At 45.0% G+C, this 13,793-nt stretch carries 12 protein-coding genes; 7 read left to right on the top strand and 5 right to left on the bottom strand.

The window, feature by feature from the left end:
* Positions 1–85 precede the first annotated feature (85 nt).
* From SDEN_RS13640 to SDEN_RS13625, 4 genes are all read left to right on the top strand, one after another.
* Positions 86–484: a hypothetical protein gene (locus tag SDEN_RS13640; protein WP_011497051.1), complete on the top strand. Its 399-nt coding sequence runs from the start codon at positions 86–88 to the stop codon at positions 482–484.
* A gap of 178 nt (positions 485–662) precedes the next feature.
* Complete coding sequence (locus tag SDEN_RS13635) at positions 663–1,004, top strand: antibiotic biosynthesis monooxygenase family protein (protein ID WP_011497050.1); 342 nt, start codon at positions 663–665, stop codon at positions 1,002–1,004.
* A gap of 105 nt (positions 1,005–1,109) precedes the next feature.
* Positions 1,110–1,667, top strand: a complete 558-nt coding sequence (locus SDEN_RS13630) for a GNAT family N-acetyltransferase (RefSeq protein ID WP_232279894.1) — start codon at positions 1,110–1,112, stop codon at positions 1,665–1,667.
* Between the two features lie 153 nt (positions 1,668–1,820).
* On the top strand, positions 1,821–2,237 hold the full coding sequence (locus SDEN_RS13625; protein ID WP_011497048.1) for a GFA family protein: 417 nt from the start codon (positions 1,821–1,823) through the stop codon (positions 2,235–2,237).
* Between the two features lie 162 nt (positions 2,238–2,399).
* Here the strand turns inward: SDEN_RS13625 and SDEN_RS19895 are convergent, their stop codons facing one another.
* The 3 genes from SDEN_RS19895 to SDEN_RS13610 form a co-directional block, all read right to left on the bottom strand.
* Positions 2,400–2,912, bottom strand: a complete 513-nt coding sequence (locus tag SDEN_RS19895) for a hypothetical protein (RefSeq protein WP_011497047.1) — start codon at positions 2,910–2,912, stop codon at positions 2,400–2,402.
* Positions 2,913–3,068: 156 nt separating this feature from the next.
* Positions 3,069–4,169 (bottom strand): M35 family metallo-endopeptidase, encoded by a 1,101-nt coding sequence (locus SDEN_RS13615; protein ID WP_011497046.1) that lies wholly within the window; start codon positions 4,167–4,169, stop codon positions 3,069–3,071.
* A 582-nt stretch (positions 4,170–4,751) separates the two neighbouring features.
* Positions 4,752–5,636, bottom strand: coding sequence for a GGDEF domain-containing protein (locus SDEN_RS13610; RefSeq protein WP_011497045.1), 885 nt, complete (start codon positions 5,634–5,636; stop codon positions 4,752–4,754).
* Between the two features lie 247 nt (positions 5,637–5,883).
* On the opposite strand from SDEN_RS13610, the gene SDEN_RS13605 reads away from it, so the two are divergent.
* Both SDEN_RS13605 and SDEN_RS13600 read left to right on the top strand, forming a co-directional pair.
* Positions 5,884–7,833, top strand: a complete 1,950-nt coding sequence (locus tag SDEN_RS13605; protein ID WP_011497044.1) for a monovalent cation:proton antiporter family protein — start codon at positions 5,884–5,886, stop codon at positions 7,831–7,833.
* Positions 7,834–7,904: 71 nt separating this feature from the next.
* Positions 7,905–8,429 (top strand): DTW domain-containing protein, encoded by a 525-nt coding sequence (locus SDEN_RS13600; RefSeq protein ID WP_041406380.1) that lies wholly within the window; start codon positions 7,905–7,907, stop codon positions 8,427–8,429.
* Between the two features lie 147 nt (positions 8,430–8,576).
* Here SDEN_RS13600 and SDEN_RS13595 read toward each other — a convergent pair whose 3' ends face one another.
* Positions 8,577–9,155: a pesticin C-terminus-like muramidase gene (locus SDEN_RS13595; protein WP_011497042.1), complete on the bottom strand. Its 579-nt coding sequence runs from the start codon at positions 9,153–9,155 to the stop codon at positions 8,577–8,579.
* 388 nt (positions 9,156–9,543) lie between these two features.
* On the opposite strand from SDEN_RS13595, the gene cysQ reads away from it, so the two are divergent.
* A complete protein-coding gene (gene cysQ, locus SDEN_RS13590; protein WP_011497041.1) occupies positions 9,544–10,359 on the top strand; it encodes a 3'(2'),5'-bisphosphate nucleotidase CysQ in 816 nt (271 codons plus the stop codon).
* Positions 10,360–10,498: 139 nt separating this feature from the next.
* On the opposite strand, the gene SDEN_RS13585 is transcribed toward cysQ, so the two are convergent.
* Positions 10,499–13,471 carry a TonB-dependent receptor gene (locus tag SDEN_RS13585; RefSeq protein WP_011497040.1) on the bottom strand — a complete coding sequence of 991 codons (2,973 nt, stop codon included), beginning with the start codon at positions 13,469–13,471 and terminating at the stop codon, positions 10,499–10,501.
* Between the last annotated feature and the right edge of the window lie 322 nt (positions 13,472–13,793).

The following is a 13,793-nucleotide window of genomic DNA, read 5'->3' as shown; positions in this document are numbered from 1 at the left end:
TTCTAGGCTAAGCGCTTATTTAGACAAACTGTCGATTCGCTGGCTACATAGGCGAGCTTTCATATTCACTTTTCTGGAGTTCACTATGAGTCATATTTATAAATCAGCTCTTTTACCGCTGCTTGTTGTTTTATCGGGTTGTGCTGGTTTGACTGGCTTCACGGGGGCCGATGCGGGGACTCGAATGGGGGATTGGGTTGAATTTAATGTCAGTCACCCTGGATTGACGGTAAAAATTATCGAACCCTTCAGCCAAGACTTAGCGCCAATCTCAACAGTGGGTAAGACTTCACCATCCCCTCTACGGCATACAGTGACCTTCGGCAGAACTACAGATTTGCACACCCTAGAGATAGTGGGCCGATACCACAAAGATGTGTATCTTGATGGCCAATTTTATGCTTCTCTCTGGACTGGCGATGTGGTCATAAAAGAGGGACTAATATCTATCGATGGAAAATTACTACCACAGATTAAAAACTAGCGAGTATTTCAACAGGATCCCTCCTATATCAATGGATGATATTTGCAGTCGTTAGGATCTTACCGGGCTATAATAACGAATTAATTTTGAACTCTTTTTTATGGGATCTTTTATAAGCGTGATTGAATGTGAGATCAAAATGTTAGCGATTTTTTAGCAGGGAAGATGGAGTAAAGCAATGGAACAGATCAGTGTAATCAATACTATAGTCGTTCCAACAGGCATGGAGGCTGAAGCCGAGTCTATCCGTGCAGAATATGTTGAATATTTTAAAAAACAACAAGGTTTCGTCAGTTCAACTTTTTACAAATCCTTTATTCGAGAAGCTGAAGGCTCGATAAAATATGTCAACATAGTCGTCTGGGAATCCTACGCTCATTTTGAACTGGTTGTAAATAAAGGCTTTCAAAACGAACAAGGTGAAAATAGCGATGGTAAGCGGGTTCTTGGTAAAGGATTCCCTGAGCCAATTGTCGTTTCAGCTGGTCAGTATCGAATTATCGAGCATACAAAGGTATAGCTAAACACTGAGATTTATAGTCAACATCTTGATTGTTAATATGTTTACGATATACTCGCGCTCACTAAACGGACTTATACATCACAAAAGGATCATTGAAGTAAAATGCAGAATTTATTACAGGGTCATCAATCAGGGCGAGTGGAGATGATTTCTTCATCGGCTGAACATATTCGCATAGAGCTTGAAACCCCTGAATTACTGGCTGAAAAGTTAAACGCATTTGTGTCAGAACATTGGCCATCGGGAGAGTATGATCGGGATGCGATGGCGTTTTTCCTGTCGTGTTTTGAAACCGGTGGCGATGCGGCGCAAGGTTGGTACGGCTGGTATGCCATCAACATAGATGCGGCACAAGGGGCCAGAGCATTAGTCGGGGCCGGTGGTTATTTTGGCCCTCCAGATGCTGATGGGATTGTCGAGATTGGCTATTCAGTATTGCCAGAGTGGCAGCGCCGTGGCTACGCCACTGAAATGGTTAACATGTTAGTGGCTCACGCGTTATCCTTTGATAACATAAGTAAAATTATCGCTCACACCTCAGCAGAGAATATCGCCTCCGTTAATGTATTAACCTCTTGTGGTTTTAACGCTGTTGCCACTTTTGAAGCTAAGAGTGAGGGCAATCTGCGCTTTGAATATCTAGATCGTAATTTGGGCTAGGTCGCCTTCCTCTCTTTCGTTACTAAGTCAGTTAGCTTTACTTGAACGCAGTATGTGGTTTTGTTATGCCATTGTTTTAATTGTATTTCTGTTGGGCTGGCTAGAGCTTGTGCTAATACGTCGTATTATGTTTATCAATTAAGGTGTTATCAAATGTCTGTTTCTGAAGCCAATTGCCTTTGTGGTGCTGTAAACATCACTGCCGAAGATATCGACCCTAAATTTACCGTGTGTCACTGCCAATCATGCCGGACCTGGGGCGGCGCGCCATTTTTCGCGGTTAAATGTGGCACTAAAGTGACCATAGAAGGCGATGATAAGGTAAAAATGTATCAATCATCCGCTTGGGCATCTCGCGGCTTTTGCACTGAGTGCGGCACGCATTTGTTTTATAAATTCAAAGCCACCGGTGAATATAATATGCCTGTGGGCCTGTTTCCAAACCTAGAGGGGCTTAAGATGGATATGCAATACTTTAGCGATATGCGCCCTAGTTACTACTGCTTTTCCAATGAAACCAAAGAGATGACAACCGCTGAAATCATGGCTTATTTCGCCTCATCAGTGTAGCTAGCAGTGGCAGCAAGTACAGCAAAATAGACCGCCATCAGTAGATGAAGAAAAAGCACTTTGATTCAAAAATGTTGCTGACTTTACACAATACAGATACGGTAAAGCGCCCTGTGAAGTAAGGCGTTTAAAGCCAATGAGAAGTATGATGAAAGTTAATTGCTACAAGGCTAACTTGAGAGTGGGACAGACTAAGGTGAAGCTTTGGCTGTCATTGCCCACTGGGTGTAATTCAAACGGGTTAATGGTAATGAGATAGTTAGCCGCAGGCAGTTCATAGGCTTGGGCTAAGTCCAACTCCACCGCTAAGTTTACCCCTGAAGCTAGCGTTTCATAATCCTCGAGATTGGGTTCCCCTCGTTTGGCCAGCGCCCCTTGGTATTGCACTGTTTCACCGTCCCTTTCTCCACCCAAGACAGTGATACTCATAAAGCGGCTGAACCAAGCATCAAAGGGAGTGTGCCAGCTAAGGAACTGCCAGGTATGGCTGCTGTGGTTGGTTAGGCTAACCAAGATCACTCGCTTCTCATCTGTCGTTGTGACGCTGCAGCTGATTGGTGACGTCATGTTTAAGGCTCCATCAAGGTGTTTATCATCAATTACATGACCATTGGCGTTTGAAGAGATTAGCAATAAGGAAAGTAATCCGGTTAGGGCGTGAATGATGATTTTCATTATGAGTCCTCCATGCAATAAATGCTTAGCAATCACATTAACTCGTTTTAAAATAGCTCGCTAGCAATCGAAAATAAAAAAGGCGAACCAAGGTCGCCTTTTTTCTCTATGTCACAGCTTGAGTCTAGCTCATCGCCGTTTTATGACACTCATCAATTAGTTCTGATTAGGCGTGTTCTCAGCGAAGTATTCATGACTGTCAGCATTTTGAATCGCTTGTGCTGGATTGCTGATGGCAAGAGACTTAGCGCCGCTTTGGCCATAAACGATATCATCAGTTCCAGCAACGATATTAAAGTGGCTTAGCTCATGAATGATGGTGCCGCCTTTAGAGTCAGTACCTGAAGTTGGCGCGCTCCAGAAGGCATTACATAAATAAACTTTGTAAGGCTGAGTCGGGTATACGTAGGCAAAGTAGCTCTTGCTGCACTTACAGTCGAAGGTCAGTGGCTCATTGTTTAGCGCACTGTCTATGTTGCTGAAGTTATTAGCAACAGTGTTCCAACGGCTTGAGCTGTAGCTACCAAACCAAGTGTTATAACGTGTAGTTGGGCTGCTAAATTGCATATATGATTTGGCATTAGCTGCCATGCTTCTTGCAGCGCTTAGGCCTGATAAAATAGAACTCTGCTCTGAGTTACTGCAGCGGCCTGTGAATGACACCGAACCGCCTGCAGCGCTGGCCATAGTACTGACTATGCCATCGGCTGTTAATTCATGGGTAGGAGAGGCTATTTTTCGGCCTTCTAAATAGAAGTTGACCTTGTCTGTTTTAACTTTTTCGTTACTTAGGCTTTGGCTCATAGGTGATAAGCTGTTGTTTTTGCTAGTACCTGGGCCCATTAACTTAAGGTTGCTGACATCGTAGCTAATCTCATAATTACCCGTTTGTGACATGTCATACAGAGACGATAATTCAATCTTGTATGACAGGCTTTGGCCAGATTTAAGTTTAATATAGTCTTTCAGTGTGGGTGCAGGACGCTTGTAGTGAGCACCTAAATAGGGCTGTTCTTGACCATCGACACTTACCTTGAACAGGGCCTCTTCTACGCCATCGGCGGCGGTATACCATTTTAATAATTTAACGGCTTTAGGTTCTTCATTGGTCAAGGTCAGAGTGACATAAACGTCTTGTTGGCTGGCATAACTTTGCTTATCCATGGCTAGGCTTGCACGTATGCCATCTGCTAAGGCACCGGTGCTTAAAAGCGCTGCGCTAAGTCCGATAATTTGGAGGGTAGTTTTCTTCATCATGCTTGTTCCTCAGGTCCCTTGGAATGTAAGGGAGAATCTTGCTGTTAATTATTGTCATCAACTACAGTCAGCGAACATTGCCAGCCAACTTAATGTTTCCATTATGTTGCAATCAGGTTGCATTTTTATTTCGAGTTGGATTCTAGTTCCAGTTGCTAATTTAAGACAAGTGTTATTTTCAAGGCTTGACATAAGTCGTAGGAAAAAGGCCCGTTGCTACCTAAATGTATTACAACAAATGAGGGGAGGATTTTGCTTGATAAGCCATAGATAGTTGCAGGAACAGTTGAAAATTTTGATTTTAAAACAGTTAGTCTTGAATGTTTTTTTATTTAAAAGTATTTAATATCATTTAGTTATTCGGCATATAATCATTTTTCATATTTTTGATTTGAAATATAATGCTATTGGTAATAAGTAATAATCAAATGGAATATGGCGGCCGGGTTATTATTCACATAAACAAGCTTACAACTTCACTTTTTTAGGTGAAAATTGCTTAAGTCGACAATAAAAAGCCACCTTAGCAGTGGCTTGTTATGTTAACGGGTTGTTTCTTTTGTGATCGTTAACAGACCTGTGCTAACTGGCTTTATCTATTTTAAAGCCGTTTCTTCCGTCCGCTTTGGCGCTGTACAGGGCTTTATCGGCAATTTCATAAAGCTGCTCTGGGTTTTGCGCACTTTTATGACCCGCAACACCCATACTTGTTTGCACTTGAAATTGATTGAGCAAAGGGTTGGTGGGGATAAATTCCATGATCCTATGACATAATATGCCTGCGGCGTCTTCGTCACCCTGAACGATAATGACAAACTCGTCGCCACCAATTCTAAAAGCTTGATCTGTATTGCGAATTGCTTTATTGATTACCTTAGCAAACTCCATAAGCACAGTGTCACCGAGCTTATGGCCAAATTCATCATTTAAATTTTTAAATCTGTCTAAATCCAACACCACTAAGGATACCTTGCCATGCTTACGTTGGGCACGAGCGAGGGCATTGAGGATAGATTGACTATAGTAATGGCGATTGCCTAAACCCGTTAATGCATCAAACATGGCTTGGTTGGCCATCTTTTGATATTTAAGTGCATTAATAAAAGGCAGAGCAAACAGTGGTTCTATTTTCTCAAGCTGCATTAACTGTAAAGGTGTGAGTGGGGCCGACAACTGGTATTGAAACGCCATGTTAGTGTCATTGTGGCACAGGTTTCTTTGCAAGCTTAAGCCGTGGTGGCGCCCCCAGCTGAGCTTTTGCTGCTCGACAGCAAGCTGAATGCCTTGGATAGGCAAATGTTGGCCGATGACTTTGCCGAAGCAGGCAAAGACTGTCCTTGGCTCTAAACTGGCATGTAATTGCTGAACGACTTGGATCAGATCGAACTCTGGCTCATCCTTGAGGTAAGAGTCAGACTGATACCAGTACTCTTCAGGATACAGTTGTGTTGCTAAGGCAAAATCCATAGTGTTTACTCCAACAAGGTACATCTAAATGTGTGGTCTGGCCCGATTGATTAGACGATGAAGCCATTTTTTCGCTTCTAAGCCAGCCGACATGGATTATTAAGCAATAACTGTGCCTAAAAAGATTTTTTGTTGTTTTTTATATAGTTGCTATCTTTAATAGCGTCCCCGTTAAAATTAGCGCTAATTCAAGCTGATTCCCCTAATCTCGAAGTCGTCATTTTATTGACAAGGAGTACATGAATAGATGGACCACAGTATCTTTATCCAGATCCTATCTATGTTGGTGATCGCCATTATTGCTATCGCTTTGCTCAGGCGCATCGGCTTACCGCCTATCTTGGCTTATCTATTAACGGGCGTGCTCAGTGGCCCCAGTGGCTTTCATTGGTTTACTCAATTGCAAATGCAGTCCGTGGCTGAACTTGGAGTCGTGTTGTTAATGTTCACTTTGGGGCTTGAATTTTCCGTGCCCAGACTTTGGGCCATGCGCCGTACTGTGTTTGGTTTGGGTAGCGCACAGATGATAGTGACCGCCGTGCTTGCTGGTGGCACAGCATTATTGTTGGGGCAAGATGGGGTGGCGGCCTTAGTGATTGGTGCTGCGGTCGCCCTGTCTTCCACCGCCATAGTACTCAAACTATTAAATGAGCAGGGCTGGCTTAGACGCCGTCACGGAGAGTTGTCCGTCAGTGTGCTGTTATTTCAAGACTTGGCTGTGGTGCCGTTATTAATAGTCTTGCCGCTATTGTCCAATGATGGTGCGCCCATAGGGTCGGCCGATATTGCCTGGGGACTACTTAAGGGGATTTTAGCCTTTATCGGTTTAATGTCTTTTGGCAAGTGGGTGCTGCCGAGGATCTTCGATGAGGTGGCGCGCTCCCGTTCAAACGAGCTATTTGTACTGTCGACCTTAGTGGTGGCCTTAGTCACAGGTGCTTTTACTCAGTGGCTTGGCTTGTCCATGGCGCTGGGGGCGTTTATTGCAGGTATGTTGCTAGGTGAAAGTCAGTATCGGCGTCAGCTTGAGGCAGATATTCGCCCGTTTCGCGATTTACTCATGGGCTTATTCTTTATTTCTATCGGTATGTTGCTGGATTTTGGTTTAGTGATGCAATTTTGGTGGCAGATTATTTTGATCTTATTGGCCGTGGTGCTCACTAAGGCTGGGGTGGTTTATGGCTTATTAAAGTTAGCTGGGGAGCCTTTTAAGATTGCCATGAGTACCGCCATCAGCTTGGCTCAGGTTGGCGAATTCAGCTTTGTACTGCTGGCACTAGCGGTGAATTATCATTTATTAGAAAACCAAGTCAGCACCATTTTGGTCATGGTTGCGGTGTTATCTATGTCTGTCGCGCCTTGGCTTGTGCGTAATAGTCAGAAAATAGCTAAAAAAATGCAGGGCAATTATAAAGGGGGGCAAGAGATGCTGCCGGAAAACTTGCCCCACAGTGATAGCCAAGAATTAGTGCTTATCTTAGGCTACGGCCGAGTAGGACAAACCATTGCCCGTTTTCTAAAAACCGAAGCCGTGCCATATATCGTACTGGATTTAGATCCCACTCGGGTGTCAGAGGCGCGGGCTGCGGCAGAGCCTGTGTACTTTGGTGATGCCTGTAAGCTTGGGATTTTAAAACAAATAGGCATTCGCCAAGCCAATATGGTGGTGCTGACGTTTTGCGAGCCGAGACAATCGGAAGAATCCTTGGCCCTGTGCCGCAAATTAGCGCCGGATGCAAAAATTTTGGTGCGCACCCGAGATGACAGCGATTTAACCGAACTTAAAGCGGCGGGCGCCACTCAGGTTATTCCGGAAACCTTGGAAGGGAGCCTGATGTTGGTCTCTCAAGTCTTATACCAATGTGGGGTGCCTCTAGCGCGAATTTTAAAGCGCTTAGAGTCAGAGCGGCGCAATCATTATCAATACCTGCATGGCTTCTTCTCTGGTACTGAAACTGACTTTACTTTAGATTTACTCCATGCGGTGACCTTGACCAGTAGTGCAAGCGCGGTAGGGAAAACCTTGGCCGACATTCCTTGGATTAGCTTGGAAGTGGAACTCAGGGCGGTTCGCCGTAAAGGCGCCGAATATGATAATCCTGCCAGCGACTGGCAACTGAAAAGAAACGATATATTACTCTTAGTGGGTAAGACACATCACATTGATAAAGCTGAAGAATATTTGCTTCAAGGATAGTGATATGAAAATGAAGAACCGCGTATTGAAGAGGCTCCACTGAAGAACCCTATGCTTAAAAAATGGCCTCGATGAACCTAGTATTACTCACCCACAGCAGAGAGCTTGAGCGTCCGAGCAACACAGGGAAATTGGTCACAGCTTTACTGACAGAACACAGCCCACTGCAAGTGCGCACTGTGGTTTGGCAGCGCAAACAGCCCTGCAGCCTGTTACTGGCTCAGCTTGCCAGTGAGGCATGGGCACTAGTCTACCCGGGTGTTGGGGCGATCTGTTCGGCTAAGGTGCTCGGCAGTGACAATCTCGGCAGTGGCAATCTCGGCAATGACAATCCGCCAGAGGGATTGATTTTATTGGACGCCACCTGGCAAGAAGCACAGAAAATGTATAACCAAAGCCCCTATTTGCATGAGCTAACTAAAGTGTTAATTGAACAGAAGGGGCCTTCTGTTTATCGGCTGCGGCGCAATCAAAAAGACTATGGCCTGTGCACCGCCGAGTGTGTTAGCACCTTGCTAAACCAGCTTGGCTTAAGGGATGACGCTGAGACGTTACTGCAGAGTTTAGAGATCATGCAACAAGGGCTTGGCCGTTAGGTTTTAGCCGCTTTCCTGTCAATTACATCCAATTAATACGTTTGGTATATGCACTCAAGACTGGCTATTTCTGTCGCTAACTGTCAGTGATGACTCACTGTGACTGACAGTCATGAGTGCGATAGCTTGCGCTTTATGTTGATGACGTTAATGTTGGGTACTCATAGGGTTATTTTTCCCCAGCCAATGAGCTAATAGGTCTGCTTCTTTGTTGCGTCTTGTGGCGTATTTGTCGCCAAAATTTCGCAAGTTAGCTAAAGCTTGTTGCCATTGACCTTGGGTGACTTGTCGCCAGAAATTAGGGGTGCGTTTGGCGAGGTTACCATATTGGAATGCCACCGAGGCTATGATGGTAGCGCAAGGGGTGGGCAAGGCGTCGAAGGGTTGTTTTGGGTTAGCTTTTTGCCACAAATGACACAGTCGGTCCACTGCGGCAGCTTTAGTGTATTTGTCTATTTCTACTGCGTCCTGCTCCGTTATCTTAAGCGGCGTGTCAGACAAACAGTCGAGGGCGTCCTGTTTTGTTTTACCCACGTAAGGCAGTAGTTTATCGGCAAGTTCGGCAGGGAAATGGCTGGTTATTTCATCTTTTGAGCATTGGCCTATGTCAAACCCTGACGCCACAGTGACGCCTGATTTGCTTATTGTCGGGTCTGGCACATAGCCTTTAAGGCTAAAGCCCTCTAAGTTATGTATAAAATCGAAATCAATATTGTGGTTATCCATAATCGAGTCCTTGTGTTCATCAATGAGTCACAAGTAAAGCTTAGAAGCTAAGGCTGGGTTAGCCAGTCAGATCTGGACTTGTGTGCAGCTTTACGACCGAGGGGCGTGGAGTCAGTGTCCCTACATCCCAAAACCGCGAATTCTTTCCAATGACCCATTATGAATACGAATGCAACTCGGCTTGAGTCTCTTCTCTGTGACCTTGGCTTGGCTTAGACTGGCTAAAGCCTGATGATTACCGTGCTTTTGCATATCTCATAGCCAAAAATTCCCTTGTTAATCGGTGACTAATGGCATAATAGCCAATCAGACGAGTTAAGAGTGAAATCGGTGTAAGCCGTGTTTTACTTAGCACGCCCAAGTCAATGTAGAACAACAGGGGATGTAAATGGCAACAGCGACGGTTTTCACCTTTTCAGAGGCTGAGCTTGCAAGCTTAGTGCGCATCGCCAACGTTGCGGGTGATGGGATCATGGCCGTGTATGGCAAGGCTGAGTTTTCGGTGCAAAATAAAGCCGATGAAAGCCCAGTGACAGAGGCGGATATTGTTAGTCACAATTTGATTGTGTCAGCCTTAGGCGAAGCGTTTCCACAGTGGCCCATCATGAGTGAAGAAGCCGCCGATATTTCATGGGATGAGCGCAAAGCGTGGCAAACCTATTGGCTGATTGACCCTTTAGATGGCACTAAGGAGTTTATTAAGCGTAATGGCGAATTTACCGTCAATATCGCCCTTATTCATCAAGGACAAGCTGTGGTTGGTGTGGTGCATGCCCCCGTGCTCGAGACTTGTTATTCAGGCATTAAAGGACAAGGCGCTTGGCGTGAACACGCTGGGGTTGTGACTGTGCTCGATATTAGCCAAAGGCCTTTAAGCCCAGTGCCGGTAGTAGTAGGCAGTCGATCTCATATTAGCCCAGATGTGCAAGCCTATTTGGCTCAAATTGGCGAGCATCAGATGCAAAGCGTTGGCAGCTCACTTAAGTTTTGTTTAGTGGCCGAAGGCAAGGCAGATGTGTACCCAAGGCTTGGGCTTACCAGCGAGTGGGACACAGCGGCAGCTCAGGCGGTATTAGAAGCCGCTGGTGGCCTTGTGCTGCGCTACCCTGAGGGCGATGCCCTTAACTACAACAGCAAAGAGAATATTTTAAATCCTTATTTTATTGCTGCATCAAAGGCTTGGTTTGCTAAAAACGAGATTTAACTATCTTGAGCAGGGTTAACTATCTTGAGTGGTGAGTAATACAAAAGCAGCGACTTATTAGGTCGCTGCTTTTTTTCACCCTTGAGCTCGCTTATCCACTAGCAATCTCATTCAGTGGCCATCTATTGACAGGCTAGGATTAAAACTTGTATCTCATGCCTAAGTTATATCGAGCACCATACTGATTTGCCCTAAGCAGTTGCTCTTCATAACGCACAAAAGAGCGCTGGGTTTCTTCGGTTAGGTTAAGCGCTTCGGCAAATACCGTGAAGTTTTCTGTGATGGCGTAACTTACGTTTGCATCCACTTGAGAGTAAGCCTCAGTATAAACCGGTGAACCGTGTTGATCTAAACCGCTGAAGAACTGATCGCGCCAATTGTAAGATACCCGTGCCGACCACTGTTCATTTTGATAAAACATTGAAACGTTAGCCGAATCGCTCATGCCGGGTAGGGCAAACTCTTGTTCGATGGCATCTGGGTCAGCTTCCACGTCACCATTAACGAAGGTGGCATTCACCATAGCGCCAAAACCTGAGTCACCGAATAAATGCTGGGCTGCAATTTCCCAGCCGAACAGGTTAGCCGTCTCACCATTGGTCACCCCAGTTCTATCAAACACGGCCAAAGGGTCGTCGTCATTAGGACGTATTGGGGTAGTTAGATCAGTAATGCCCATATTCTCGTTAATGCGTGCAAACACATTAGGATCTGTGGCTTGCAGCCCCTCAGCGACGAGTTGAGCACGGGCTTCTTCAGCCCTAGGGCCTGCGTATACGTCTCTTATGCCATCAATTTCCACTTTAGAGCTTGATTTAACAAGGAAGTTATCAACAATTTTCTTGAAGTAACCTACTGAAACGTAACTGCCTTCTGCGTAATAGTACTCGGCCGATAAATCGAAGTTATCTGCAATATAGGGGCTTAAGCCAGGGTTGCCGGAAACAATTTTTCGCTGACCGACTTTGGGAGAACCGGCAAAATCGGTGGTTGAGCGTAAATCACCTATGTTAGGTCTAGTCAAAGAGCGAGCAAAGGAGAAACGAGTAATAAGATCGTCCGTGACAGTTAAGCTTATGTCTAAGCTAGGTAGAAATTGCTTAGTGGTCGCTTCACCGTCAGAGAATGCAGCTTCGCCGAATTCGTAAACAAACTCGTTACCACCTGACCAAATCACGTTAGTTGCAGGGGTCTCAAGTCCTTGAGATGATATTTTAGCTTCTTCGTACCTAAGACCTGTCACTAGGTTTATCGGCATGCCATTGAATTCATCTTCGAATGTTAATTGCGTGAAAGCCGAAGTGACCACTTCATTAACTCGCGCATCTGAATCATTACTGCCTGCCCAAAACTTACCTGTACCATCGGCATTTTTGAACTCATCGGGCCAAGATTCATTGAAGCAGCAAGAAGCAAAGGTATCAGTGATGGTTTCATAACCGTGCAAGATAGTGTCGAAATCGGCTCTGTAGTATGAACCTTGAGTGATATTACCGCTGTTGCCAAAGGCGTTTAATAAGCCATTGGTGCTGCCCTGTGACCATAACTCATCTGGCCAATATTGCGCCGACCAGTTCCACCAGCCTGCAGGTAATAAACCTGAATAAGCTTTGGTGTTTTTAAATGATTGCTCGGTTCTGGCGACACCAAAGTCGATGCTGACCAGGGAGCCGTTACCGCTATTGAGCCATTTCCCTTTTAGCTGGAATTGGTCCATGTCATTTTCGCTGCTATCTTGAGTTGCACCGCCAAATAATGAACCTATGTCGGCGGCTGTTAGTCCTGCCTGAGGATTGCCATTACCGTCGACAAAGGTCATGTCATAAATTGGAATACCACTTGCCGGGAAAGTGGCACTCTTGACGTCGATAGCCGCAGTGCTTGGACCCGCACCTGGGGTGCTGCCACACCAATTACAGAAGGTATTACCAATAATTAAGAAGGCATCATTACCTAGGCCCACCCCTCTATCTAGGGCTGAAGATGTGTGTGCATCGAAGGTAAACTCAAAATTTTCAGTCGCTTGCCACTCAATGTTTAAGCCCAGTGATTTGTTTTCTTTTTCACTTTCACCTCGACCTACGTTGGTGGCAAAATCACCACCGGATTCGGCGACTTGGGTATAGGTGCCTCGCTCATTGATAGTGCCATTAACAATAGAGCCGCCATTGTTAAACCAGACACCGAAGGAGTCAAAATCACCTCGGGTTTCCACTTTTGAATAGGTATAATCCAGTGTCGAGGTGAGTGTGTCTGTGGGGGTATATTGGAATACAATCTGGCCATTGGTACGCTGACGGCTGTTGTCTTTAATCGTGTATCCAGAGTTTTGAGGATACCAGTTGGCACCATCGGCTCTTTGGTTGTTATTAGTAATTATGCCAGTGCCTGTACCCACGTTCGGGATCCAGTTATCGACACCTGCGGTTTCTTCTCTGTTGTCACGGTCTTGGAAAGAGCCTGAAATAAGAAAACCAAAGCTGTCATCGGCAAAGGTATTGCTAAATAAACCTGATAACTCAGGTGTTAGCTCACTTCCCCTGTCTTCAACCGAGGTTTCGTGAACGGCTTTACCACTCACAACGGCTTGCAAACCCGGGTTTTGGAAGGGGCGTGCAGTGATCATGTTTACCGTAGCACCAATACCGCCCGTGGGTAATTCGGCCTTAGCGGTTTTATACACTTCTACCGTGCTAACAGCATCTGTGGCTATGTTGCTAAAATCAAAAGCGCGTCCACCTACGGTTGGCATCTGACGACCATTTAGGGTCACCATATTGAATTCAGGCCCCATGCCTCGAACTGTGATTTTAGCGCCTTCACCATTACTTCTATCGATTGACACGCCAGAGATGCGTTGCAATGACTCTGCTAAGTTGCCATCAGGGAATTTACCTATGTCTTCGGATGTAATGGCATCGACAATGCCATTGGAGCTGCGCTTGATATCCATAGATTTAACTAAACTGCCACGAATACCTGTGACTTGGAACACTTCAATTTTATCTTCACTGGCCTTATCTGCGGCATGAACAGGTAAGACGCTGCTCACTCCAAGCACCAGCGATAGGCTAGTGGCAAGCTTGGTTTTGGTAAATAATCTTGTTTTCATCTAGGAAATCCCCATTGACTAGATTTTACTATCTCAATTTAACTGCGGGTTAGGCGCAAGTCGTTTTTTTTATTATCCATCCACGCTGTAACCATTACTTATAATTCTTGTCTTATCAAACAGGCAATGTAAGCGCTTACATAAAAATAGTGTAATAACTGACCACAGTCAACCAAAACAAGTCAAAACCATTACAATTTGTTAACTAAAAAATTTTGATTAATGTATCATAAGATTTTAGTTGTTGTTTTTAATGCATTTTATTGTCAGTGGTATTTTTGATGTAAATGTAAGCGCTTTCTTTTGTTGTGCGCTTTTAAAC

It is taken from the genome of Shewanella denitrificans OS217 (assembly GCF_000013765.1).
In the GTDB taxonomy this organism is placed as follows: Bacteria; Pseudomonadota; Gammaproteobacteria; order Enterobacterales; family Shewanellaceae; genus Shewanella; species Shewanella denitrificans.
The sequence above is the reverse complement of the archived record's forward strand: the minus strand, read 5'-3'. Positions and strand labels throughout refer to the sequence as shown.

Coding starts and splice junctions, on each gene's coding strand:
- SDEN_RS13615 (WP_011497046.1), bottom strand. CDS start 4,169: ATGATGAAGAAAACTACCCTCCAAATTATCGGACTTAGCGCAGCGCTT.
- SDEN_RS13600 (WP_041406380.1), top strand. CDS start 7,905: ATGAACCTAGTATTACTCACCCACAGCAGAGAGCTTGAGCGTCCGAGC.
- SDEN_RS13595 (WP_011497042.1), bottom strand. CDS start 9,155: ATGGATAACCACAATATTGATTTCGATTTTATACATAACTTAGAGGGC.
- SDEN_RS13625 (WP_011497048.1), top strand. CDS start 1,821: ATGTCTGTTTCTGAAGCCAATTGCCTTTGTGGTGCTGTAAACATCACT.
- SDEN_RS13605 (WP_011497044.1), top strand. CDS start 5,884: ATGGACCACAGTATCTTTATCCAGATCCTATCTATGTTGGTGATCGCC.
- SDEN_RS13585 (WP_011497040.1), bottom strand. CDS start 13,471: ATGAAAACAAGATTATTTACCAAAACCAAGCTTGCCACTAGCCTATCG.
- SDEN_RS13630 (WP_232279894.1), top strand. CDS start 1,110: ATGCAGAATTTATTACAGGGTCATCAATCAGGGCGAGTGGAGATGATT.
- SDEN_RS13610 (WP_011497045.1), bottom strand. CDS start 5,636: ATGGATTTTGCCTTAGCAACACAACTGTATCCTGAAGAGTACTGGTAT.
- SDEN_RS13635 (WP_011497050.1), top strand. CDS start 663: ATGGAACAGATCAGTGTAATCAATACTATAGTCGTTCCAACAGGCATG.
- SDEN_RS13640 (WP_011497051.1), top strand. CDS start 86: ATGAGTCATATTTATAAATCAGCTCTTTTACCGCTGCTTGTTGTTTTA.
- SDEN_RS19895 (WP_011497047.1), bottom strand. CDS start 2,912: ATGAAAATCATCATTCACGCCCTAACCGGATTACTTTCCTTATTGCTA.
- cysQ (WP_011497041.1), top strand. CDS start 9,544: ATGGCAACAGCGACGGTTTTCACCTTTTCAGAGGCTGAGCTTGCAAGC.